Source organism: Amycolatopsis sp. FDAARGOS 1241, assembly GCF_016889705.1.
Classification (GTDB): Bacteria; Actinomycetota; Actinomycetes; order Mycobacteriales; family Pseudonocardiaceae; genus Amycolatopsis.
Window position 1 is genome coordinate 5,589,980 of the sequence record NZ_CP069526.1, and the last position, 22,167, is coordinate 5,612,146.

Here is a 22,167-nt window from a genome sequence, read left to right on the forward strand (position 1 = left end):
CACCCAACGACGTAACCACACCGTGGAACGCGGGGACGAGCGAGTTCGCGCGTTCGTCCAGCGTTCACACCGCGCTCATCCGCGGGAAGGCACACGTTCGGCCCGGGTCGGAAGTGTCGGGTGGCCCTGTCCCCCCGACCCTGGACGGATTACGTGACCGAAGCACGCGTTCGCCGGTGGCGCCGAAGCCTCCGTCGTCCCCTCGTCGCCGTCGCCGGGGCCGCCCTGGTGCTCGGTGCGCTCGCAGCGCCGAGTGCGAGTGCCGAACCCGCCGACGATGTCCGGATCAACGAGGTGGTGACGACCGGCGACGTCAACGACTCGATCGAGCTCTTCAACAAGAGCACCGCGACCGTGGACGTCTCGGGCTGGATCCTCAAGGACGACCAGAACAGCTCGAAGTACAAGATCGCCTCCGGCACGACGCTGGCGCCCGGCGGGTTCCGAGCGTTCGACGTGCACAGCGCGTTCGGCCTCGGCTCCGACGACCAGGCCCGGCTCTATTTCGCCGACGGCACGACGCTCGTCGACAGCTTCTCGTGGAGCCAGCACTCGAACCCTTCGTGGTCGCGCTGCCCCGACGGCACGGGCTCGTTCCACCAGGCCGCACTGACGCTGGGCGCCGCGAACGCGTGCGGCGGCTCGGGCCAGGGCACGTCTCCGGTCGCGTGGCCGGGCAGCGGGACGGTCTCGACGGCCGACGCGTCGAACGTCTTCGGTGAGGACCTCAGCGGTCTGTACCAGGAGGGCGGCGTCCTGTGGGCGGCGCAGAACTCCGGCAAGCTGTGGCGGCTCGTGTCGAACGGTTCGGGTGGCTGGCAGCCCGACGCGGCGTCGGGCTGGTCGACGGGCAAGCCGCTGCACTTCCCGAACGGGTCGGGCACGCCGGACGACGAAGCCGTGACCGTGACCGGTTCGGGCTCGCCGGCGGGCGTCTACGTGGCGACCGAACGCGACGGTGACAAGTCCGGCACGAGCCGGCTTTCCGTGCTGCGCTACGACGTCAGCGGCACCACCACGTCGCTGACCGCCGCGAAGGAGTGGAACCTGACCGCGGAACTGCCGTCGGTGGACGCCAACTCGGGCTTCGAAGGCCTGACGTGGGTGCCCGACTCGGCCCTGACCGCAGCCGGCTTCACGGATGCGTCCACGGGCGCCGCCTACTCCCCCGGCAGCTACGGCTCGCACACGGGCGGGGTCTTCTTCGTCGGCGTCGAAGGGACCGGCATGGTCTACGGCTACGTACTGCAGGACTCCGGCGCCTTCACGCGCGTGGCCGCCTTCAGCACCGGCATGGCCGGCTTGATGGAACTCCAGTGGGAACCGCAGGCCTCCCACCTCTGGGCCGTCTGCGACGACACGTGCTCCGGCCAGCACCGGACGTTCGCGCTGTCGTCGGGATCGTTCACCCTCGCCGCGGTCTACAACCGGCCGAGCGGGATGTCGAACTACAACAACGAGGGCTTCTCCGTCGCGCCCGCGACCGAATGCTCAGGCGGGGCGAAGCCCGTGTATTGGTCGGATGACAGCAACGACGGCGGGCACGCGTTGCGGAAGGGCAGCATCAGCTGCTGAGGTGCCGGCCTGTGGTCCCGGCCTGGGGGTCCGGGGCCACAGGCCTTCCCTTCGGGGTCAGCGTTTTCGCGCCGCGAGGCGTTCGACCGTACCGAGTTTGCCGCGTTCCGCGCGCGTGATTTCGAAGCCCGTGGCCTGGACGTGCGGGAGGGGGCGGCGGGTCTGGTAGTCGCCGAGGGTGCGGACGGTGAAGTGCTCCAGGAGGCGCTGGCCCCACCGGATCGCGCGGTGGTGGCTGCCGATGTGGTCCAGCAACAGGAGGCGGCCGTCCGGGCGCAGGACGCGGTGCATCTCGGCGATGGCGGCGCGCTCGTCGGGGAAGCCGCACAGGCCGAGGGTGCAGACGACGGTGTCGAAGGACGCGTCGGCGAACGGGAGGGACTGGGCGTCGCCCTCCTGGAGCGTCACGGTCAGGCCGAGGTCGCCGGCGCGCTCGCGGGCCAGGCGCAGCATGGCGGGGCTGAGGTCCAGGCCGGTCACGCGCACGCCGGCCGGGTACCAGGCCAGGTTGAGGCCCGTGCCGACGGCCACGTCGAGGACGTCGCCGCTCGCCTGGGCACAGACCCACTCGCGGCCGTCGCCGAACTGGAGCCGTTCGAGGACGCCGATGCTGCGGTCGTACCGCGGGGCGTACTTGTCCCACTGGCCGCGCAGCCACTCGAGGTCGGCCACGTCCGAACCTCCACTTCCCGAGATCGGCGACGGAGCAGATCCGATTCGGCCCTCGCGGCAAGCCGATGATCGGCTCCGCCCCGACTCTGTCGCCGCACGGAAGCCCCCGGCGAAGGTCCGAAAAGCCCGGTTGATCCCCGCCCACCTTACCTGGCCGAAACGCACGAGCAGCGCCGAACCGACGACCGTTTGGGATACTCCTCATCTGCCCGGTGAAGGGAGATGGCTGGTGACTCGGGGACAGCGGCGGTGGCTGCAGCCGGAGGGCGCGGCCGGGCACGGGAGTGACCAGGAGTTCTTCGAGCGGCGCACGGATCTGGTGCGGGTGGCCGAGCGGGCGGTGCGCAGCCTGCGAGGCCAGGCGGTCCGGTTCTTCGACACCGCGGACGGCACGGCGCGCCGGGTGAGCGTGGACGTGACCGACGGCGACGAGCGGCTCGCTCGGCTGGACGTCGTGGACGCGGAGGCGCCGTTCGGTTTGACGGTGCGGGAGCTGCAGGTCGCGACCTGCGTGGCGGGCGGGCTGGCCAACCAGGAGATCGCCGGGGCGCTCGACTGCGCGCGAAGGACCGTGGCGACGCACCTGGAGCACATCTTCACCAAGACCGGCGTGAACTCCCGTGCCACCGTCGCGACCCTGCTGGCCGAGCACGACGCGTACGCGGCGCCGCTCCCGGCGAAGGATCTGGTGCTGCCGGCCGCGCTCCTGGCACTGTTCGAAGAACGGCCCAGGAGAGCGCCACGGCGGGTGAAGCCACGGCCGGCCCTGATCGGGGCCGTGTACACGGCCGCGGCGGGCGCCGAGGCCGTCGCGATGCGGCGGGGCGACAAGCTGGCAATGACCGAGCTCAACGCGCGCGGCGGCGTCGCCGGGCGGGAAGTGGAGCACGTGGCGCTGGCGGCGACGCCGGAGGGACTGATGGACGCCGTGGCGGAGCTGACGGCACGCGGGGTCGACGCGGTCGTCTTCGGGAACTTCCCCTTGCCGTACGCGCGGCCGGCCATCGCCGCCGCCGCGGCGGCCGGGGTGCCGGTGCTGCACAGCATGACCGGGCCCGCGCTGAGCGACGACGTGCACGCCGACCCGCGCGGCCTGGGCTCGGTGTTCCAGGTCTGCTCCACCGAGGCCGCGTACGTGCCCGGCCTCCTGCGGACACTGCCGCACCGGGGCCGGCTGGCGATCCTGCCGCGCGAGAGCACGTTCGACGCGTCGGTGCCGGAGCAGATCGCGCGCCACGCCGCGGCCGCGGGCTGGGAACTCGTGTACGCGGACCCGGTGCCCGATCACACGCGCGACTTCACCGACGTCGTGCGGCAGCTCGACCGCGTGCAGGCCGACGCCGTGTCGCTGTCGACGTTCCCCGAGGCGACGCTGAGCGCGTTCCTCACCGCCGCCGAGCCGCTGCGCGACCGGACCCTCGTGCACGTCGCGTGGTCGCCGGCCGCCCCCGGGTTCACCGAGCGGTTCCGGTCGCTGAGCGACGGGCTGGTCTGGTCGACGGTGATCGGCAACGTCGACACGCCCGCCTGTCACGCGTTTGAGCAGCGCTACCGCGCGGTCTACGGCGGCGAACCCGGGCTGGGCGCGGCCGCGGTGCACTTCGACATGGTCAACGTGCTGGCCCACGTGTGGAGCCAGGTCAGCAGGCCGTGGGACTTCGCCGCGGTGCGCAAGCAGCTGCGCTCCGTCGCGTCGTTCGGGGTGACGGGCGCGCACCAGTTCCTCGGCCGCGGCCAGCGCGGCCTGTCCTACCCCGACGACACGGGCGACCCGACGCGCGGGCACCCGCACCTCGTCTACCGCATCGAGGGCGGCACCCACCGCCGGCTGGCGCCGTCGCTGCTCACGTGAGCCACGACGGCGCGCCGACGGACCCGATGCCATCCCCGCCGTCGACGGGCAAAGTGCGCCCGTTGACCCAGGACGCGTCGTCGCTCAGTAGCCACGCGACCGCGGCGGCCACCTCGTCCGCCCGTCCCAGCCGCCCGCTGACACCGGCCGCCTCGACGCCCTCCACGTAGGACCGCGGCACGGGGTTGAGCGCCGAGCCGACGTCGATGAACCCCGGTGCGACGGCGTTGCACCGGATGCCGTCGCGCCCGTGCTCCAAAGCGAACGCGCGGACCAACGCGTCCAGCGCGGCCTTCGACGCGGCGTAGACGGCGGTGCCCGCCCGCGCCCGCACCGCCGCGCCGCTGCTGAGGAACAGCATCGTGCCGGGCCGGCCCACGGCCCGGCAGCCGCGCACGAACTGCGCGCCCGCGGCGAAGGCCGAGCGCGTGTTCACCGCCAGGACCCGGTCGAACAGGTCTTCATTACCGTCGGCCACGGGCGCCGCCGGGTACAGGCCGGCCGCGTGCACGAGCGCGTCGAACCCGCCGCGCTCTTCCTGCAGGCGCGCGACGTGCGCCGCGACCACGTTTCGCTCGGCCAGGTCCAGCTCCGGCAGGTCGACGCCGGTCACCGACCAGCCGTCGGCCGTCAGCCGTGACCCGGCCGCTCGGCCCAGCCCACCGCGGGAACCCAGCAGCAGCACGGACTTCGCCACGGTCACCGTCCTTCGAGGACGGTCCGGAACCGCCGCGCGACGTCGGCGCACCGCTCGAACTCCACCCCGAGCGACCGGCAGCCCGTGACGAACTTCTCCAGCGCCGCCATCCGCGCTCCGCGGCCGACGACCTGCGGGTGCAGCGTCACGGTCGCAACCCCATCCGGCACGGCCTCGCTCAGGTAGCGCACGTCGCGCAGGAACCGCTCGAACATCGCCTCCGGGTCCTGCAGCCCGGGCATCACGCCCTGGGACAGGCGCAGGTACTCCAGGTGCGGGTAGTCGTCGAGCGTCCACGACACCGGCAGCTCGACGATCGACGAGGGCCTCCCGAACCGGTAGGGCCCGGCCGGGTCGCACTCGTCGCCCGAGCGTGCGAAGTACGGTTCGAAGTCCGTGCCCATCAGGGAAGAGTCGTACTCGACGCCGAGCTCGCCCAGGATCGCGACGGTGTTGTCGGTGAAGTCCCAGCTGGGCGTGCGGTGCCCGGCCGGCGGCGTGCCCGTGAGCTTCTCGATCAACGCGGCCGAACGCCGGTTCACGGCCAGCTCCGCGTCCCGGTCCAGAGTGGACACCGACTCGTGGGCGTAGCCGTGCAACGCGATTTCGTGCCCCGCTTCAGCGATCGCCCCGCATTGGGCAGGATACGTCTCGAGGGTGTGCCCGGGGATGAAGAAGGTCGACGGCACGTCGTGGCGGCGCAGCAGGTCGAGGATGCGACCGATCGCGTACGCGCCGAACTCGCCGCGCGACACCGGTCCAGGCGTCACCTGCCCGCGCGCGATCCACAGCGAAATGGCGTCGAAGTCGAAGGTGAGGCAGACGGTCGGGCGGGTCATGCGACGGCGGCCTCCTCGGGCACGAATTCGGTGCGCGGCGCGGGTTTCCCGTCGAAGAGCCGGTCGAGCTCCCAGCGGGTGTAGGGGTGGCGGCTCGGCGGGCCGGGCGCGATCCACAGCACGCGGTCAGTGAGGTCCATGACCAGCGAGTACACGGTCGAGAAGTGCTCGGACTCCGGCAGGTCCGGGTCGGGGTGGCGGCAGATGCCGTCCGGGAACGACCATTCGTCGCGCAGCGTCGCGACGACGTCGGCCACCCGCACCCGCCGCTCCTCCAGCGCGGGTTCGAGCAGGTGCCGCGCCCGCACGGGCCGCAGCAGCGTCAGCGCGCTCGTGGCCGCCTTCTTGTCCTGCAAGGGAAGGGCAGCCTGGAAGTGGTTCGAGTGCGTGATCAGCCCCTGCTCCGGCAGCAGCACCCCGAAGACCCCAGGTGCGAGCTCGAAGTCGATCGACTCGCCGCCCGCGTCCGCGAGCAGCACGTTGCCCGACGAGATGCGCTCGACGGGCAGCAACCGCCTGTGCGCCACCGACATCGTCTTCGCCTGCAACGCCCCGCGCAGCAGGTAGTGGTACGGCACGCCGCGGCCGCCGTGGTCGCGGTCGGAGATCAGCAGGTTCGCGCACACACCCAGCCCCGCCGAGTTGAGGCCGCTCTTGGCGAGCATGCCCGCCTCGGTCAGCGACAGCACCGAGAACCCGGTTTCATCGCGGGTGGCCAGCAGGAACGTGACCTCGGCCTGTTCGGGGTGCCAGTCCCAGTTCTGCGCCAGCAGCGTGTGACCGTCGGCGGTGTAGCGCGGAAGCACGGACACCGAGGTGCAGCCTTCGTCGCGGTACCCGGTGCCATAGAGCATCTCGGTGCGCGCGTTGAGGGCCGCGAGGCGGTGCGCCGGGTGCCCCGAACCGTCGGCCATGCCGTGCAGCATCGCCGCGATTTCGGGCACGTAGGACTCCGCGACGTCGAGGTAGACGCGGCCCCAGCGGTCGATGTCGGCGTCCGACAACCCGGCGTCGTCGTGGAAGCGGCCGACGTACGTGGTGAGGCTGCGGTCGATCAGATCGGCGGTCCGCTCCCCCAGCTGCTGCCCCATCTGCCGGTAGCTGCCCTGCACGACGATCAGGCGTGGTTCGGTCATGTCACCCCTCATTTCAGTTCGGTGCGGTAGGTCTCGGGCATCAGGCAGACCGTCACGAAGGTGATGATCGCCGCGGCGGTCGGCAGCGCGGCGACGACGAGCGCGTTGCCGGTGGCGTCGATGAGCGCGGTGGCGATGAACCCGGCGGTGCCGCCGAAGGCCATGACGGAGAAGTTGTAGCCGATGCCCAGGGCCGAGTAGCGGACGTTGGTCGGGAACAGCTCGGCCAGTGCCGCGGGTCCCGGTCCGGAGAACGCGGCGAGCACGAGCGCGATCAGGATCTGGCCGAGGTACGCACCGGCCGTGCTGCCGGTCTGGAACAGCCACATCACCGGGAACGTGAGCACGATGAACCCGCCGGACCCGCTGAGCAGCAGCGGTTTGCGCCCGATCCGGTCGGACAGCACGCCGAAGAAGTAGATCCCGACGGTCAGCACGGCCAGGGCCACGAGGTTCGACGCCTGCGTCGTGCCGGCGTCGAGCTTCACCTGCGTCTTCAGGTGCGTCGGCAGGTAGGTGAGGAAGAAGAAGTACGCGACGGTCCAGCTGACGGTGAAGAAGAACCCCAGCGCCATGGCCCGCTTCTGCGTGCGAAACGCCAGGCGAAGCGGGTTTTCGCTGACCTCGCCCGCCGCCTTCTCCGCCCGGTAGACCGGGGTGTCCTCGAGCCCGAACCGCAGCACGAGCGCCACCACAGCGGTGAGGGCGCCGATGAGGAACGGCACGCGCCAGCCGAAGTCGCGCATGCTCTGCGCCGACCACAACAGCGAGTTCAGCGCGACGACCCCGGCGGCGACCAGGAACCCGGCGGCGGTGCTGACCTGGTTGAGGCTGCCGTAGCGACCGCGCTTCTCCTTCTCGGCGTACTCGACGAGCATCGTCGCCGACCCCGCCCACTCGCCCGCGACGGCGAAGCCCTGGAACAGGCGCAACACGACGAGCAGGATGGGCGCGGCGACGCCGACCGTCGAATACCCGGGCAGCACGCCGACGAGCACGGTCGCGGCGCCCATCAGCACCACGCTCAGGATCAGCGCGGGCCGCCGGCCCGCCTTGTCGCCGAGGTGGCCGAACACCACCGTGCCCAGCGGGCGGGCGAGGAAGCCGACCGCGAACACCGCGAACGTCGACAGCAACCCGGAAAACGAGTCGCCCGCGAAGAACGTCGCGGACAGGTAGACAGCCGAATAGGCGTAGACGAGGTTGTCGTACTGCTCCAGGAGGTTGCCGATGCTGCTCGAAACGAGTGCGCGGAGCTGGAGTCTCGGGGCACGGGCGTCGGTCGCGGACCGGGCGCTGCGGGTGGTCATGGTTCCTCCGGCGATGCAGGTGGGGGACGGGTCAGGACGCCGCCAAGTACCCGCCGTCCACGGGCACCAGCGCGCCCGTGACGAACGAGGACTCCGGACCGGCGAGGAAGGCGAGCACGGCGGCGAGTTCGCCGAGCTCGCCCGAGCGCGCCATCGGGGCGCCGTCGACGCGGGCGCGCAGCGCGGCGGGCGGCAGGTTCTCCAGCAGGGGCGTGCGGAACACCCCGGGCAGCACGGCGTTGACGCGGATCCCGCGCGGCGCGAGCTCCACCGCGGCGACCTTGGTCAGCTGGTGCACGGCGGCCTTGCTCATCTGGTAGGCCACGGACGAGGGCACGGTCCCCTCGCCGCCGGGCGGCGTGGTGACGCCGTAGATGGAGCCGACGTTGACGACCGCGCCGCGGGTGGCGGCGAGGTCGTCGGCGAAGGTCTTGATGCCGCGCCACGGGCCGAACGCGTTGACGGCCAGCACGCGGGCGAAGTCGTCGTCGGCCGTGGTGAGCAGGTCGGCGCGCGCGCTGATGCCGGCGTTGTTGACCAGCAGTTCCAGGGTGCCGAAGTGCTCGTGCACGTGATCGCGCAGGCGGTCCCACGAAGCGGGGTCGGCCACGTCGTGGTGCACCCGGGCACGGTCGGTGCCGTCGAACACGAGGTCGGCGCGGACCACCCTCGCGCCCTGCTCGGCGAGCCGGTCGGCGAAGCAGCTGCCGATCCCCCCGGCGGCCCCGGTCACCAGGGCGAGCTTCCCGTCCACAGCTTCTCCTCCCGCTCGACGACGGTGCCGGGGAAGGTAGGCGCGGGGGCGCGGCGGTGCATCGGTCGTTCGACCGATGCGCGGTGCCGGTCGAGGATCGATGCCCGGGTCACCGACCGCTGGGCGTTGGGAGCGGGATCTGCTGCACGCGTGGCGGGAGTGGCTCGCCGGCCACACGACGCAGCTGCGGGTGTTCGCGCGTGACGGTGCTGTGGTGGGAACGGCTGGGGAAGAACCTCGCGTTCCTCGGCGGGCTCACCGTGGTGATCGACCTGCTGGTCAGGCTGTGGATGGAGGCCCTCCACGTGTCGCGGCGCCTGGGCCGGCGGGTGCCGCGATGGGTGTGGAGCGTCCCGCGGCGGCCGGACTGGCGGCGGGATCTTTGGTGGGTCTGCTGCCGGTCGAGGGCTGGTGATCTTCGTCGCCGGGTTCTCGATGGACCTGCTCTCATCCTGGACGGCCGGGGTTGCCGCGGTGGTTAGTCTCGGGACATGGCGATGCTGCGGTTCGACGACGAAGGCGCGAAGCGCACCGACCGGCTGTATGCGAGCCCTGACGTCGTGGCTCAACGGAACGCGGTGCTGTCGCTGCTGGCGCCGCAGCCGGGTGAGCGCGTGCTGGACGTCGGGTCCGGGCCGGGTTACCTGCTCGAGTCGATCGCCCGCGCGGTGGGCGCGACGGGCGCCGTGCGCGGGCTGGACCCGAGCGCCGCGATGAACTCCCTCGCCGCCGACCGGGTCGCCGACCTGGCGTGGGTGACGCTCGACGAGGGCGACGCGGCCGCGCTGCCCTACCCCGACGGCTCGTTCGACGCGGCCGTGTCGACGCAGGTCTACGAATACGTACCCGACGTGCCGGCCGCGCTCGCCGAACTGCGGCGCGTGCTGCGGACCGGCGGGCGCGCACTGATCCTCGACACCGACGCCGACTCGCTGGTGTGGCACACCTCCGACCTCGACCGCAACCGGCGTGTGCTGGAGGCGTGGGACGAGCACCTCGCGCACCCCCGCCTGCCGCGCGTGCTGTCCGCGCTGCTGCGGCGCGCGGGCTTCCGCGTGACCGAGCACCACGTGCACCCGATCGCGAACCCGGCGCTGACGCCGGATTCCTTCAGCGCGACCCAAATGCACATCATCGCCGAGTTCGTCTCCGGCCGCCGCGGCGTCACGGCGGCCGAGGCCGAGGCGTGGCTGGCCGATCTGCAGGCCCTCGGCGAGGCGGGCGAATACTTCTACTGCCTGAACCGCTACCTCTTCACGGCGGTGGCCGAATAGCCCGCACCGCACGACCGTCTACTGTAGACCGAAGTGCGACCGGTCCGACGCCCACGTCACGGCACGGGCCCCGCGAAGGACTCCTGCCCGACGTGCGGCGAACAGTACGATGAGCGGCATCAGGTGGATGAAGTCGGCTGCCGCGGGCTCGAGGTGCTGCTCGTCGCGGTCGGTGTCGCGCGGTTGTTCACGACTCAGCTGCCGCTGGTGAACGTGCTGTTGCTGATCAGCTGGGACGGGCTCGCCGTCGTCTTCTGTCTCGTGCGCTGGCTTCGGGTGCGCCGCGCCAGACGAACCGGGTGACGCGCCGCCCGCGTGGCTGCACAGCCTGCTCGGCCGCCGCGCGAGCTTCGCGTCGCCGGTGGTGATCAGCCTGATCGGACCGTCGGCCGGCGTCCTGATCGTCACGGCGCGCACGTTCGACTCGTCGTCGACCGGCAGCGCCACGGTGGTGCTCGTGCTGCAGCTCTGCGGCGCTGTCGCGGTGATCACGGCGTGGCTGCTGCTGCTGCTGCACTTCGGCTACGCCGACCGCCACGCGCACCTGTACTACCCGCAGCCAAACCCGGCCGCGCTGTCGTCGGGCGGCACCGAGCGTCCGAACCTGATGGACTTCGCCTGCTTCCCGTTCACCGTCGGTTCCTCCTTCGCGGCGTCCGAGGCGGAGGTGCAGGACCGCCAGGTGCGGTATACGGTCCTGACGCCCGGGATCCCGTCGTTCATCTCCAATACCGCCGTCCGGGCAACGGCGATCAGCGTGTTTCCGAACAGCTAAATCGGTGGACAGCGCTCGGCCCGGTGGCGAGGGTGGGCGCATGCGACAGGACGAGATCTGGGACGCCGACGCGGCACAGCGGTACGACACCCCGGGCACCGGCATGTTCTCGCCGGAGGTCCTGGGGCCGACGCTCGACCGGCTCGCCGCGCTGGCCGAGGGCGGCCGGGTGCTCGAGTTCGCCGTCGGCACCGGCCGGGTGGCCGTCCCGCTCGCCGGACGCGGCGTGCCCGTCACCGGCATCGAGCTCTCGCGCCCGATGCTCGCCCGGCTGCGCGAGAAGGCGGACGAAACGACGCTCCCCGTGGTCCTCGGCGACATGGCGACGGCCACCGCGCCGGGGCGGTTCACCCTGGTGTACCTGGTCTACAACACGATCTCCAACCTGCTCACCCAAGCCGAACAGGTCGAGTGCTTCCGCAACGCCGCGCGCCACCTGACCCCCGGCGGCCGCTTCGTGATCGAGCTGGGAGTACCCGAACTGCGGGTCCTCCCGCCAGGCCAGGCGGGCCTCATCTTCCATTCCGAGCCCGGCTACTTCGGGATGGACACCTACGACACCGTGCGCCAGCACCTCGTGTCCCACCACGTCACCTTCGGCGACACCCGCCAGGGCCGCCTGTCCCGCAGCCCGCACCGCTACATCTGGCCCGCCGAACTCGACCTGATGGGGCAGCTCGCGGGCTTCGAGCTGGAGAGCCGGCACGCGGACTGGACCAATGGCGGGTTCACCGGGGAGTCGCGATCGCACGTGTCCGTGTACCGGCTGCCGCACAACGGCTGACTCAGCTCGCGATCTCCTGCTGCCACCGGGTGATCCACGCCGGCAGGTCGCGCGAGATCGCCTCGCTGTCCAGCTGCACCAGCGACGAGATCTCCTGCTGGCCGTAGAGCACGTGAACGGCTGGGGCAGCGTCACCTTGCTGTTGGTGGGGGACACGGTGGACTCCTCGACCCGCACCGGCCAGGTGCGCGCGGAGTTCGTGCGCACGCACCGAGAGGTGTACTTCGCGATCGAACGCGGCGACGCCGAAGCGGCCGCGACCCTGTCGCGCCACAGCCTGACCGTCGTGTACGGCCAGGCGCTCTCCCCCGACGACCGGCGCCGGCTCGAACTGCTCGACGCCGCCGGCCGCGCCGAGTGAACCCGACGGAGGTCTGCATGCGCACCCACCACCTGGCCGTGATCGGCGGAGACGGCATCGGCCCGGACGTCACCGCGGCCGCCCTCACCGCCGTGCACGCGGCAGCCGGGAAGTTCGGTTTCGCCGTCGGCACCACCGAGTTCGACCCGGCGCCGAGCACTACCTGCGCACCGGCGTGGTCCTCGAGGAGCCGACCGTCGAGAAGCTGCGCGAGCACGACGCGATCCTGCTCGGCGCCGTCGGCGACCCGCGCGTCGCGCCGGGGATCCTGGAGCGCGGGCTGATCGTGGCGCTGCGTGTGGCGTTCCGGCAGTCGGTGAACATCCGGCCGGTGCGGCTGTACCCGGGGGTGGAGAGTCCGGTGAAGGGGGTGACGCCGGAGAACTGCGACCTGGTGGTGCTGCGGGAGAACACCGAGGGCCTGTACGCCGGCGGTGGGTCGCCACGCACGCCGGGACCCCGCACGCGGTGGCGTTGCAGAACTCCGTGACGACCGTGGCCGCCACGAGGGAGATCGTCGAGTTCGCGTTCCGGCTGACGGCGCGGCGCCGGTGCAAGGTGACGTTGTGCCACAAGACGAACATCCTCGTCCACGCAGGCAGGCTGTGGCAGGAAGTCGTCGACGAAGTAGCCGCGGACCACCCCGGCGTCGAACACGACTACGTGCACGCCGACGCGATGTGCCTGCACCTGCCGCTCGACCCGGGCCGCTTCGACGTCGTCGTCACCGACAACCTCTTCGGCGACATCATCAGCGACCTCGGCGCGACCGTCCAAGGTGGACTCGGCGTCGCCGCCAGCGCGAACCACAACCCGGCGGGCACCGCGCCCAGCATGTTCGAGCCCGTCCACGGCTCCGCGCCCGACATCGCCGGCCGCGGCTGGGCCAACCCCGTCGCGGCCATCCTCTCGGCCACCCTCTGCCTCGCCACCCTCGGCGAACGCGGCGCGGCACTGTCCCTGGAAGCTGCCGCCACGTCGGTACTCGCCGAACTGCCCGCCCTCGCCGGCCCGGACATGGGCGCGACGACGGCGGAGATCGGCGTGCGCGTCGCCGAGCGGGTGTCCACCGTGGACCCGTCGGCGATCGGAGATCCCGGGCGGTCGTTGATCAGCGCACTGGCCTGACCGTTCTCCGGGACCTGCCCGGACGGGAGAGAAACTCGGGCAGTATCGGGACGCGGCCGGTCGTCCGGAGCGGCACTTTCGTCGTGGCTCGCGGTGTTACGTTGGCGTTGTGGCGAACTATCACTCTCCGCGGCGGACCCTGGCGGCGGAAGCCACGAGGACGGCGATCGTCGAGACGGCCCGGCGGCTGTTCTCCGAGCGGGGCTACGCGGCGGTGACCATCGCCCACCTCGCCGAGGGCGCCGGCGTCGCGGTGCCGACGGTGTACGCGAGCGCCGGTGGCAAGGCGCAGATCCTGCGGCTGCTGATCGGCGAAGCCGTGCACGACCCCGCGGTCGCGCAGACGTTGGCGCTCGTCGCGGCGGCGGGCTCCGCGGCCGAAATGGTGCGGGCCACCGCGGCCGGCGTGCGGCGCAGGTCAGCGAAAAACCAACCATCCTCGGAAGTTTTCAGGTCACGACTTTCGTCGCTAACCCGCACCCCGGCGGTTCTGATCTCCTCAGAACCGCGATCCGAGGGATCTCCGAAGGGAGAAGGGTGATGAAGGCAGACGTGAGGCGCGTGGTGACCGCGCTGGCCGCCGTGGCGGCGGCCGGCGTGGTGGCCGCCGCTGGGGCGCCGGCGGCGTCCGCCGGGCAGCAGCCGTTGATCGTGGGCGGGACGCCGACGACCATCGACCAGTTCCCGGCGACCGTGATCTTCACCGTGAACGGCCTGCAGCACTGCGCGGGCACGCTCGTGGCACCGGACAAGGTGCTCACGGCGGCGCACTGCACCGACGGCGTGAAAGCCGGGCAGATGCAGATCATCGGCGGGCAGACGAAGTTCTCCGACACCACGGGCGAGAAGGCCGGCGTGAAGGAGGTCTGGCAGAACCCCGCCTTCACCACGGACGGCATGCAGCACGACAACTCCGTGCTCACGCTGGACAAGGAGCTCTCCTACAAGCCTGCCACGCTCGTGCAATCGGCGGACGACGCGGCGTACAAGCCCGGCACCGAGGTGACCGTGGTCGGCTGGGGCACGACGTCGGAGGGCGGCGACGTGTCCGACCAGCTGCTGAAGGTCAGCATTCCGGTGGCGGACAACAACACCTGCGCCGATGCGTACCAGAAGATCGGCGACAACTACGACAAGGCGTCGATGTTCTGTGCGGGCGTGCCCGAAGGTGGCAAGGACTCGTGCCAGGGCGACTCCGGCGGACCGGCCTACGTGGACGGCAAACTCGCCGGCATCGTCTCCTGGGGCCAGGGCTGCGCGCGCAAGGGCTTCCCCGGCGTGTACACCAACATCGGCAACGACTACTCCACGATCAGCTCCCACTTCGGCTGACAGCCCTCGCCGGCGGGCTGCTGCTGCCTCGCCGGCGGGCTGCTGCTGCCTCGCCGGCGGGCTGCTGCTGCCTCGCCGGCGGGCTGCTGCTGCCTCGCCGGCGGGCTGCTGCTGCCTCGCCGGCGGGCTGCTGCTGCCTCGCCGGCGGGCTGCTGCTGCCTCGCCGGCGGGCTGGGCACCCACCCACCGGCGAGGTAAGCTCTCGCGCCATCCGGCCCGCCCCGACGACGTGGCGGCCGGGTGGAGGAGGCGCGATGGAGGGCATGACCATCCGGCTGGACACCCGCGACGCCGACCAGGCCCGGGCCCGGCTGATCAGCTCCTACTGCCCGCACCGGATCACGCCCGGCGGGTCCGGCTTCCACGCCCGCCACGCCGAAGCGGAGAGCGCCGACTTCAGCGTCTACGACCTGTCCTACGGCGACGACGCAGTGCGGGTCAACCCCGTGCCGTTCCAGGACTTCGTCCTCTTCTCCCGCCCGCTGGCCGGCTCGCTCGGGTTCGGGGCGAACACCCGGGCCGGCACCGGTCAGGCGGTCGCGCTGGACGCCCGGACCCAGCACGACCTCGCGTTCGGCCCCGGCTGCCGCCTGCTCACCGTGAAGCTGCCCGGCAAGCTGCTCGCCCGTGCCGCGGCCACGTCCGGCCGCGCCGCCGGCATCCGCACCGGCATCGCGCTCGATCCGCGGCCGTGGGACGCGGTCACCCGGTTCGTCGTCCGCGAAGTCCTCCCCCACGGCCTGCTCACCGCGCCGTTCGGGACGTCGGTCGCGCAGCTCGTCGCGGTCGCCGCGCTCGAATCGTTCGGCGGCCCCGCCCCGACGCGCCGGCGCGCCAACGCCGCCGACGTCGTCCGCCGGGCCTGCGAGTACCTCGAAGCCCACGCCGGGGCCGACATCGGGCTGCTCGACATCGCCGCCGCGGCCGGCGTCGCGCCCCGCACGCTGCAGGACCACTTCCGCCACCGGCTCGGCACTTCGCCGACGGCCCGGCTCCGGCGGATCCGCCTGGAGCGCGTGCACGCCGAACTCCTCGCGGGCGAGGCCACGTCCGTCGCCGACGCCGCGAAGCGCTGGGGTTTCGGCAACCTCGGTCGGTTCGCCGCCGACTACCGGCGCACGTTCGGCACGGCGCCCTCGGCCGATCTGCGCCGCTGACGCCGCGCGTTGCGGCCAGTTCGCGGATCGCGGACAGAGCACCCACGGTCCGCGAGCTACCTTCCCGGCCACTACCAGGCACGAAGGGAAGTCACCATGGCCACCATCGTCCTCGTCCACGGCTCCTGGCACGACGGCAGCCTCTGGGAACCGGTCGCCTCGGTCCTGCGCGGCCGCGGCCACGAAGTCCACACCCCGACCGTCGCCGGGCACGGGCCCGGCGTCCCCAAGGACGTGACCCACGACGACTGCGTGCATTCGATCGTCAACGCGATCGCCGCCGCGGACCTGCACGACGTGGTGCTGCTCGGCCACAGCTTCGGCGGCACCGTCATCGCCCGCGTCGCGGAGGAGATCCCCGAGCGGCTCAAGCGGCTGATCTTCTGGAACGCCTTCGTACCGAAGCCCGGCAACTGCCTCGACGACGAGGTGCCGCCGCACTACCGCGAGATGTTCGCCCGGTCGGCGGCGGCGAGCGACGACAACTCCGTCGCGCTCCCCTTCCCGGTCTGGCGCGAGGCGTTCATCCAGGACGCCGACGCCGAACTCGCAGCCTCGACGTACGAGCAGCTCTCGACCGAGCCGTACCAGCCGTTCCTGGACAAGCTCGACCTCACGCGGTTCTACGCCGGTGACCTGCCGAAGAGCTACATCAACGCCACCGAGGACACCGCACTGCCGCCGGGCGAGTGGGGCTGGCACCCGCGCATGTCGAGCCGGCTCGGGCTGTACCGCCTCGTGCAGCTGCCCGGCAGCCACGAGGTCATGTTCACCGCACCCGAGCGGCTCGCCACGGCGATCGAAGAAGCCGCGCGCGACTGAGCCGTCAGGGCCCGTAGGTCGCCTGGGTCACCGCGAAGACGTTGCGGTTGCCGGCGGCTTCCTGCAGCGTCCACAACAGATCGGCCTTGGTGTCGTCTTCCCAGTACGACAGGCTTTCGCCGCTCGAGACCCAGGCGTGGGTGACGGGGCCGGTCGCCGGGGTCCAGTAGTAGAGCTGCTTCTGGCCGGAAGAATTGAACCACCAGCGGTTGTTGTGCGAAGCCACGCCGTTGAGCTTGTACCAGGGCAGCTGCAGCGCCTCGCTCGCCGTGGTCGTGGCGGCGAACGTCGTCGCGCCCGCGGCGAACGGGAAGCGCACGGCCCGCGGCGCGCGGTTCGGGTACGAGGTGCAGCCGGACTGGCAGGTGTACTCCGCCATCACGATCGACTTGCTCACGCGGTCCAGTGAGATCGACGACCACGACAGGTTCGTGCCCGACGTGGTCTTCGACGTGATCGTGCCGACCTGCGGGAGCACGTAGGCGTAGTTGTGGGCGTAGTACGTGCTGCCGGTCTGGTGCCCGATCTGGCCCGCGGTGCCGCCGGTATCGGTCTTCAGGATCTTGCGCATGTCGAACACGCGCATGCCGTGGCCGGTGTCGGCGACGTAGAGGTAGTCGCCGTACCAGGACACGCCGCCGGCGTGGATAGGGATGTCCTTGAAGTCCGGCGCCGCCGCGGTCCCGGTCGGCTCGACGAGCAGGATCTTGCGGTACTTGTTCGGGTACGTCGCGTCCCAGTCGACGAGCGTGATGCGGCTGCGGGTCTGGTCCCCGTCGCACGCGCTCTTGGTGTACCAGCTCACGAGCACGAGCTGGTGGCCGTCGTAGTTGCCGCTGTCGGCGGTGCCGACGGCGTCGCGGCTCGTGGTGATGCCCTGCGGGTAGTTCGTGCAGTCGGAGTTGTCGCCGCTGTCGAAGCGGAACCCGTCCGACAGCCCGGCCACCGACACCGACGACGGCAGCGCCGTGCGGTCGTGGTTCGCGTTGTCCATGACCGTGTGCACCGCAGCGGTGCCGAGCGTCGAGACCAGCGCCGAGTTGACCGCGTCGAACTGGTGGTAGTCCGCGCTCAGCGTGTACTGGCTGGTCGGCAGGTTCACCGGCGCGGTGGCCGCGAAGGCCGGCGGCGAGGCCGCGACCGCTCCGGCGACGAGCACACCCATTGCGAGCACCGCCCGTGAGGCGACGAGAACACGACGACGCACCGACATGAGACCCCCAGAAGTCAAGTCTGCGTTCGCGGGCCAGGCTAGGGATGCCGACTCCGTTGCGCAATACCCCTAATGCCGCAATGGCGCAGGGGTACACCCGCCCGTCGCCGACTGTCCACTCAGTACTCATCTGCCGGTCGCATCCCAGTGTACGGCGCGGGCGCAACCGGCCACGGTGGCGAACGCGGAGCACGCCGATGGCCCACAGGCGGACGTGACCCCGCCTGGATCCCCTGCCGCACAGGGAGGTCGGCCCCGCGCCCGGGCTGTGGCGATCCCGGCCACGCGCCACCACGGGCGTCGAGTGGGACACGTGCCCACCCGGCGCTCCTGCGGTCCTCTCGAGGCACCGGCCCAGCCTGCCGTGGTCCGGACCAAGTTCACTCGGCCGGCCCCCGCGACCACGGCGCCGCGCGTTCACGATCGTTGTTTTCCGCCCGCACCCACCGGCGCCGCCGAGTGGTGCCGGACCGCTTGAACACGAGCCGTCCAGCGCGCCTAGATCGACTTCTCCCAAGGTCTTGTACCGATCGGTCAATACAGGTATCGTTCCGCGCAACGCCCCAGGTCACGGCGTTGAAGATCGGCGGCCTGGGCGTCCGCCGCTCGTCCCGGTACGCGCCGGGACCGCGGTGTCCACTCCTCGGCCAGTGCGCCGGCACGGGCCCGTGCCGCGCGCGACCGTGCCCTCTCACCGATGACGCTGGAGGTTGTCGTGGTTGTCGATCAGCAACAGGCGACGCGGGTAAAACCCGCGCGCGTGGCGTTCGCGAGTTTCGTCGGGACCGCCATCGAGTGGTACGACTTCTTCCTCTTCGGCTCGGCCGCGACGCTCGTGTTCAACAAGGAATTCTTCCCGACCCTCGACCCGCTCGCCGCCACCCTGGCGGCTTTCGCGACATTCGGCGTCGCGTTCGTCGCGCGCCCGCTCGGCGGCATCGTGTTCGGGCACTTCGGCGACCGCGTCGGCCGCAAGCGGATGCTGTTCCTGTCGCTGCTGCTGATGGGCGGCGGGACGGTCGCCATCGGCCTGCTGCCGACCTACGCGCAGATCGGCGTCGCCGCGCCGCTCCTGCTGGTGCTGGTGCGGTTGCTGCAGGGTTTCGCGGTCGGCGGTGAGTGGGGCGGTGCCGTGCTCATGGCCGTGGAGCACGCCCCGCCGAACCGGCGCGCGTTCTACGGCAGCTGGCCGCAAGCCGGCGTGCCCGCGGGGCTCGTGCTGTCGGCCGGGGCGTTCCTCGCGGTGCAGCAGCTGCCGAAGGACCAGCTGCTGAGCTGGGGCTGGCGGCTGCCGTTCCTGGCCAGCGCGGTGCTGATCGCCGTCGGGCTGTACGTGCGGTCGCGGCTCGAGGAGACGCCGGAGTTCGCCCGCGCCGAGGTGCCGTCGTTCCCGCTTAAGGACACGTTGCGCCGTTCACTGCGCGCGGTGCTCGTCGGCATCTTCGCGCAGGCCGGCACGAACATCCCGTTCTACATCGCGAGCGTTTTCGTGCTCTCCTACGGCCCGGGCGAAGCCGGTGTCTCCCGCGGCACGGTGCTGACCTGCCTGATCATCGCGTCCCTTGTGGACATCGCCGCGGTGCCGCTGGTCGCGATCAGCGCCGACCGCATCGGCCGCCGCAAGGTGCTCCTCGTGGGCGCCGTGTACTCGGCCGCCGTGGCGTTCCCGTTCTTCTGGCTGCTCGACACGGGCGCTCCGGTCGCCGTGCTCGTCGCGATGTTCCTCCTGTTCACCCTCGGCCACGCCACCACCTACAGCGCGATGGCCGGTTTCCTCGCCGAGCTGTTCGGCGCCGAACACCGCTACACGGGTGTGTCCGTCGGCCTACCAGGTGGGCGGCCTCATCACGAGCGGTCCGGCGCCGTTCATCGCGGCCGCGCTGTTCGCCGGGTTCGGCGGGTCGTGGGTGATCGCGCTCTACATCGTGCTGGCGTGTGCCGTCACGTTCACCGCGCTGCTGCTGGCGCCGCGGCGGAGCTGATCGGTGTCAGCCGAGCAGGACACAGTCGCCGCACTTCGGCCCGTCGTGATCCGGCGCGGCGCGGTAGATCAGGCAGCAGCTGCGGCGGCGGAAACGCCCGCCCTCGCGGGTGAACGTGCCGGCGAGGACGGGCAGCGCGAAGATCTGCTCGACGATCGTGTCCACTTCGGACGTCCACTCCGGATGCTCCTGGCGGAGCATCGTGGCGGCGCCGTTGAGCGCGGAGGCGACGTTGCCGCGGCGGATGGCCGCGGCGACGGAGAAGGCGCCGAGGGCGTGGTCGAGGCGGGCGATCGGACCGTCGAGGACGTGGCGGGCGAAGTGCCCGACCACGTCGGCGGTTTTCTTCGGCGCCGGCAGGGACAGCGGGAACGCGCCGCCCACCTCGGGCTGCCACCAGGCGCCGGCGTAGTCGGGGCCTTTGCCCTCGGCTGCCAGAGCCAGGGCCGGGGAGAGCAGGCGGGCCGCGAGGCCCAGGTGCGCCACCGAGGCGGCGACGCGCAGCTCGACGTCGCCTCCCCCGGCGGCGAGGACGGCCCGGACCCGGGCCACGCGCTCACGCAGCACGGGCCCGTCGTCGAGGACTTCTGCCAGCGGACGCCACGACGCCGCGGGCTCGTCGCCCGCGGTGTGCGTGCCGAAAGTGAAGAACGGGTTCACGCGGCGGCGGTGGCCTTCTCCTTGCGGCCGCCCGAGAGCACGCGCTCGGCCAGCGGGCCGAACACCAGCGCGATCGTGGTCCACAGGATCAGCTGCGCGAGCACCGAGTTGAGGCGGAACGCGAACAGCGTGTCGGCCGGGAAACCCGGGTACACGATGGCGCCGGCGTCGTTCTTCAGCGGCAGCGGCGTTTCGGTGGCCTGCCCGCCGTACTCGGCGACGTTGGCCGACAGCTGGCCCAGCGACGGCAGCAGCGCCATCAGGACCGCCGACACGACCACGAACGCGGCCCCCGCGACCAGCGTCGCGTTCCAGGTGCCGAGCTTCGGTGCGAGCCGGCGGCCCAGCAGCACGGCGCCGACGAGGAAGATGATCGACGCCGCGACCAGCACGAGGTAGAGGCCCGAGCGCGCCCCGATCGTGTCGGCGTGGCCGACGGCGGGCGGGTTGGCCGGGTACTTCAGGAACGGCACGAGGTAGAGGGAGAGGAACCCCGCGCCGGCGACGAGCAGGGCCAGCACGCGGGCCCGCACCTGGCCGACGCGGCCGAGGCACACCGTGTAGACCACCGCGAACAGCAGCCCCATCGCGACGCCGAAGAGGATCATTCCCGCACCGATGCCGACGTTGGCCTGCACGGCGCGGCTGAACACCTCCGGCCCGTCGTGCTCCATGCCGGCCAGGCCGCCGTGGTTGAGGGCTTCTTCGGCGGCGTCTCGCCCGGACTCGTAGTCGATGGCGGCCTGGATCTGCGGCTCCGCGAAGATGCGCGCGAAGACGAACGCCAGCAGACCGCCCAGCGCGCCGGCGAGCAGGCCGCGCAGGACGAGCTTCTTCTCCATGTTCGGTTGTCCGTTTCCGTGCGCGTCAGTGGCAGGGGAAGCCGAGGAAGTGCCGCGCGTCGTGCACGAACTCGTGGACGTGGGTGTCGCTGCCGAACAGCGAGACCGCGCCCTGGTCGATACCGATGAAGTAGTAGAGCAGCAGCGCCGCCGCCACGCTCAGGCCGAGCCACAGCGCGGCCTTCGAAACGGGCAGGACGACCGGGGTCGAGCGGTCGGCCGGGATGGTGGCCATCGATTGTCTCCTTCGGGATGACGCGTCCCTTGCGGGTGGACCCGTGGCGGCTGCTCGACCTGACTCGCCCTCGTTTTCGGGCTCACAGTGGCGCGACCGTGCCGGATTCACACCGGCTTCCGAGTAGCCGTCACGCGGGCAGAACGGTACGGCCCCGGCTGTCCGCGCGTCAATCGCCCGGCGGGTGTTCCGTGCCTCTTCGCCGGGTCGGACGGCCGGGATCAGCACCCGACGGAGCAATTCAGAGCCGCTGGACCGTCGCGAACCAGCCCGGGGCCCCGTGCTCGTGGAAACGCGTGTGCACGCGCTCGCGTTCGAGGCTCGCGAGGCGCCAGCCGGTGTCGGGTGTGAAGGCTTCGCGCAGCTCGGCCTCGGTGACGGGGTGCGGTCCGGTGTCCGGTCCGGCATCGCTGAAGCAGAGGACGTACAGCGTGCCGCCAGGATTGGTGGCGGCCGCGAGCGCGGCGACGTAGCGGGCCCGCTCGGCAGCGTCGAAGGTGTGCAGCAGCCCGGAGTCGAGCACGGTGTCGAAGCGGCGGCCGAGGTCCTCGAGGTGCAACGCGTCGGCGGTCGCGAACTCGGCCGCGAGGCCCCGGCCGGCGGCTTTCTCGCGGGCTCTGTTCAGCGCGGTTTCGGCGACGTCGACACCCAGCACGTGCAGCCCTCGCGCCGCGACGAGCAGCGCGTTCTCCCCCGAGCCGCACCCCGCGTCGAGGACCTCGCCGGTGAACCCGCCCTCGTCCGCGGTGTGCACGAACGCCGGCTGC

General features: G+C 71.7%; 22 protein-coding genes, 2 pseudogenes and 1 riboswitch. Of the genes and pseudogenes, 13 read left to right on the top strand and 11 right to left on the bottom strand.

Annotated elements, in window-relative coordinates:
* Positions 1-153 precede the first annotated feature (153 nt).
* A complete protein-coding gene (locus I6J71_RS27475) occupies positions 154-1,575 on the top strand; it encodes a lamin tail domain-containing protein (protein ID WP_204089499.1) in 1,422 nt (473 codons plus the stop codon).
* A gap of 57 nt (positions 1,576-1,632) precedes the next feature.
* Here the strand turns inward: I6J71_RS27475 and I6J71_RS27480 are convergent, their stop codons facing one another.
* The gene (locus I6J71_RS27480; RefSeq protein ID WP_204089500.1) at positions 1,633-2,247 is read right to left on the bottom strand and encodes a class I SAM-dependent methyltransferase; all 615 of its coding nucleotides are present in this window, start codon (positions 2,245-2,247) and stop codon (positions 1,633-1,635) included.
* A 229-nt stretch (positions 2,248-2,476) separates the two neighbouring features.
* Between I6J71_RS27480 and I6J71_RS27485 the strand changes: the two genes are divergently transcribed.
* On the top strand, positions 2,477-4,099 hold the full coding sequence (locus tag I6J71_RS27485) for an ABC transporter substrate-binding protein (RefSeq protein ID WP_204089501.1): 1,623 nt from the start codon (positions 2,477-2,479) through the stop codon (positions 4,097-4,099).
* Here the strand turns inward: I6J71_RS27485 and I6J71_RS27490 are convergent.
* The 5 genes from I6J71_RS27490 to I6J71_RS27510 are packed head-to-tail and all read right to left on the bottom strand — an operon-like array spanning position 4,092 to position 8,835.
* Positions 4,092-4,796 carry an SDR family NAD(P)-dependent oxidoreductase gene (locus tag I6J71_RS27490; RefSeq protein WP_239153935.1) on the bottom strand — a complete coding sequence of 235 codons (705 nt, stop codon included), beginning with the start codon at positions 4,794-4,796 and terminating at the stop codon, positions 4,092-4,094. The genes I6J71_RS27485 and I6J71_RS27490 overlap by 8 nt on opposite strands.
* A gap of 2 nt (positions 4,797-4,798) precedes the next feature.
* Positions 4,799-5,635, bottom strand: coding sequence for a polysaccharide deacetylase (locus tag I6J71_RS27495; protein WP_204089503.1), 837 nt, complete (start codon positions 5,633-5,635; stop codon positions 4,799-4,801).
* Positions 5,632-6,771, bottom strand: coding sequence for a C45 family peptidase (locus I6J71_RS27500; RefSeq protein ID WP_239153936.1), 1,140 nt, complete (start codon positions 6,769-6,771; stop codon positions 5,632-5,634). Before I6J71_RS27500 ends, I6J71_RS27495 begins: the two co-directional genes overlap by 4 nt.
* An 8-nt stretch (positions 6,772-6,779) precedes the next feature.
* On the bottom strand, positions 6,780-8,081 hold the full coding sequence (locus tag I6J71_RS27505) for an MFS transporter (RefSeq protein WP_204089505.1): 1,302 nt from the start codon (positions 8,079-8,081) through the stop codon (positions 6,780-6,782).
* 31 nt (positions 8,082-8,112) lie between these two features.
* A complete protein-coding gene (locus I6J71_RS27510) occupies positions 8,113-8,835 on the bottom strand; it encodes an SDR family NAD(P)-dependent oxidoreductase (RefSeq protein WP_204089506.1) in 723 nt (240 codons plus the stop codon).
* Positions 8,836-9,326: 491 nt separating this feature from the next.
* On the opposite strand from I6J71_RS27510, the gene I6J71_RS27515 reads away from it, so the two are divergent.
* From I6J71_RS27515 to I6J71_RS27560, 10 genes and pseudogenes are all read left to right on the top strand, one after another.
* Positions 9,327-10,109, top strand: a complete 783-nt coding sequence (locus I6J71_RS27515; RefSeq protein ID WP_204089507.1) for a methyltransferase domain-containing protein — start codon at positions 9,327-9,329, stop codon at positions 10,107-10,109.
* Between the two features lie 123 nt (positions 10,110-10,232).
* Complete coding sequence (locus I6J71_RS27520) at positions 10,233-10,412, top strand: hypothetical protein (protein WP_204089508.1); 180 nt, start codon at positions 10,233-10,235, stop codon at positions 10,410-10,412.
* A gap of 61 nt (positions 10,413-10,473) precedes the next feature.
* On the top strand, positions 10,474-10,884 hold the full coding sequence (locus tag I6J71_RS27525; RefSeq protein ID WP_204089509.1) for a DUF1345 domain-containing protein: 411 nt from the start codon (positions 10,474-10,476) through the stop codon (positions 10,882-10,884).
* 40 nt (positions 10,885-10,924) lie between these two features.
* Complete coding sequence (locus tag I6J71_RS27530) at positions 10,925-11,668, top strand: class I SAM-dependent methyltransferase (RefSeq protein WP_204089510.1); 744 nt, start codon at positions 10,925-10,927, stop codon at positions 11,666-11,668.
* Positions 11,669-11,813: 145 nt separating this feature from the next.
* Positions 11,814-12,029, top strand: coding sequence for a hypothetical protein (locus I6J71_RS27535; protein ID WP_204089511.1), 216 nt, complete (start codon positions 11,814-11,816; stop codon positions 12,027-12,029).
* A 17-nt stretch (positions 12,030-12,046) separates the two neighbouring features.
* Positions 12,047-13,157, top strand: a pseudogene (locus I6J71_RS27540) (3-isopropylmalate dehydrogenase).
* Positions 13,158-13,266: 109 nt separating this feature from the next.
* Complete coding sequence (locus I6J71_RS27545) at positions 13,267-13,698, top strand: TetR/AcrR family transcriptional regulator (RefSeq protein WP_204089512.1); 432 nt, start codon at positions 13,267-13,269, stop codon at positions 13,696-13,698.
* Complete coding sequence (locus I6J71_RS27550; protein ID WP_204089513.1) at positions 13,698-14,489, top strand: trypsin-like serine protease; 792 nt, start codon at positions 13,698-13,700, stop codon at positions 14,487-14,489. The genes I6J71_RS27545 and I6J71_RS27550 overlap by 1 nt, the downstream gene beginning before the upstream one ends.
* 254 nt (positions 14,490-14,743) lie before the next feature.
* Entirely contained in the window at positions 14,744-15,646 is a 903-nt protein-coding gene (locus tag I6J71_RS27555; RefSeq protein ID WP_204089514.1) for a helix-turn-helix transcriptional regulator, read from the top strand.
* Positions 15,647-15,742: 96 nt separating this feature from the next.
* The gene (locus I6J71_RS27560) at positions 15,743-16,468 is read left to right on the top strand and encodes an alpha/beta fold hydrolase (protein ID WP_204089515.1); all 726 of its coding nucleotides are present in this window, start codon (positions 15,743-15,745) and stop codon (positions 16,466-16,468) included.
* A gap of 4 nt (positions 16,469-16,472) precedes the next feature.
* On the opposite strand, the gene I6J71_RS27565 is transcribed toward I6J71_RS27560, so the two are convergent.
* Positions 16,473-17,633 carry a hypothetical protein gene (locus I6J71_RS27565; protein WP_239153937.1) on the bottom strand — a complete coding sequence of 387 codons (1,161 nt, stop codon included), beginning with the start codon at positions 17,631-17,633 and terminating at the stop codon, positions 16,473-16,475.
* A gap of 745 nt (positions 17,634-18,378) precedes the next feature.
* Here I6J71_RS27565 and I6J71_RS27570 point away from each other — a divergent pair.
* Positions 18,379-19,776, top strand: coding sequence for an MFS transporter (locus tag I6J71_RS27570; RefSeq protein WP_204089517.1), 1,398 nt, complete (start codon positions 18,379-18,381; stop codon positions 19,774-19,776).
* Here the strand turns inward: I6J71_RS27570 and I6J71_RS27575 are convergent.
* From I6J71_RS27575 to I6J71_RS27590, 4 genes and pseudogenes are all read right to left on the bottom strand, one after another.
* The gene (locus tag I6J71_RS27575) at positions 19,670-20,323 is read right to left on the bottom strand and encodes a (2Fe-2S)-binding protein (protein ID WP_204089518.1); all 654 of its coding nucleotides are present in this window, start codon (positions 20,321-20,323) and stop codon (positions 19,670-19,672) included. The genes I6J71_RS27570 and I6J71_RS27575 overlap by 107 nt on opposite strands.
* Entirely contained in the window at positions 20,320-21,165 is an 846-nt protein-coding gene (locus I6J71_RS27580) for a CbtA family protein (protein ID WP_204089519.1), read from the bottom strand. The genes I6J71_RS27575 and I6J71_RS27580 overlap by 4 nt, the downstream gene beginning before the upstream one ends.
* Positions 21,166-21,190: 25 nt before the next feature.
* Positions 21,191-21,400 carry a CbtB-domain containing protein gene (locus tag I6J71_RS27585; RefSeq protein ID WP_204089520.1) on the bottom strand — a complete coding sequence of 70 codons (210 nt, stop codon included), beginning with the start codon at positions 21,398-21,400 and terminating at the stop codon, positions 21,191-21,193.
* A 33-nt stretch (positions 21,401-21,433) separates the two neighbouring features.
* Positions 21,434-21,569, bottom strand: a riboswitch (cobalamin riboswitch).
* A gap of 72 nt (positions 21,570-21,641) precedes the next feature.
* A pseudogene (locus I6J71_RS27590) lies at positions 21,642-22,160 on the bottom strand (class I SAM-dependent methyltransferase); the annotation flags it as partial.
* Between the last annotated feature and the right edge of the window lie 7 nt (positions 22,161-22,167).

Coding starts and splice junctions, on each gene's coding strand:
- I6J71_RS27550 (WP_204089513.1), top strand. CDS start 13,698: ATGAAGGCAGACGTGAGGCGCGTGGTGACCGCGCTGGCCGCCGTGGCG.
- I6J71_RS27505 (WP_204089505.1), bottom strand. CDS start 8,081: ATGACCACCCGCAGCGCCCGGTCCGCGACCGACGCCCGTGCCCCGAGA.
- I6J71_RS27500 (WP_239153936.1), bottom strand. CDS start 6,771: ATGACCGAACCACGCCTGATCGTCGTGCAGGGCAGCTACCGGCAGATG.
- I6J71_RS27580 (WP_204089519.1), bottom strand. CDS start 21,165: ATGGAGAAGAAGCTCGTCCTGCGCGGCCTGCTCGCCGGCGCGCTGGGC.
- I6J71_RS27570 (WP_204089517.1), top strand. CDS start 18,379: ATGACGCTGGAGGTTGTCGTGGTTGTCGATCAGCAACAGGCGACGCGG.
- I6J71_RS27555 (WP_204089514.1), top strand. CDS start 14,744: ATGGAGGGCATGACCATCCGGCTGGACACCCGCGACGCCGACCAGGCC.
- I6J71_RS27565 (WP_239153937.1), bottom strand. CDS start 17,633: ATGGGTGTGCTCGTCGCCGGAGCGGTCGCGGCCTCGCCGCCGGCCTTC.
- I6J71_RS27515 (WP_204089507.1), top strand. CDS start 9,327: ATGGCGATGCTGCGGTTCGACGACGAAGGCGCGAAGCGCACCGACCGG.
- I6J71_RS27495 (WP_204089503.1), bottom strand. CDS start 5,635: ATGACCCGCCCGACCGTCTGCCTCACCTTCGACTTCGACGCCATTTCG.
- I6J71_RS27530 (WP_204089510.1), top strand. CDS start 10,925: ATGCGACAGGACGAGATCTGGGACGCCGACGCGGCACAGCGGTACGAC.
- I6J71_RS27560 (WP_204089515.1), top strand. CDS start 15,743: ATGGCCACCATCGTCCTCGTCCACGGCTCCTGGCACGACGGCAGCCTC.
- I6J71_RS27585 (WP_204089520.1), bottom strand. CDS start 21,400: ATGGCCACCATCCCGGCCGACCGCTCGACCCCGGTCGTCCTGCCCGTT.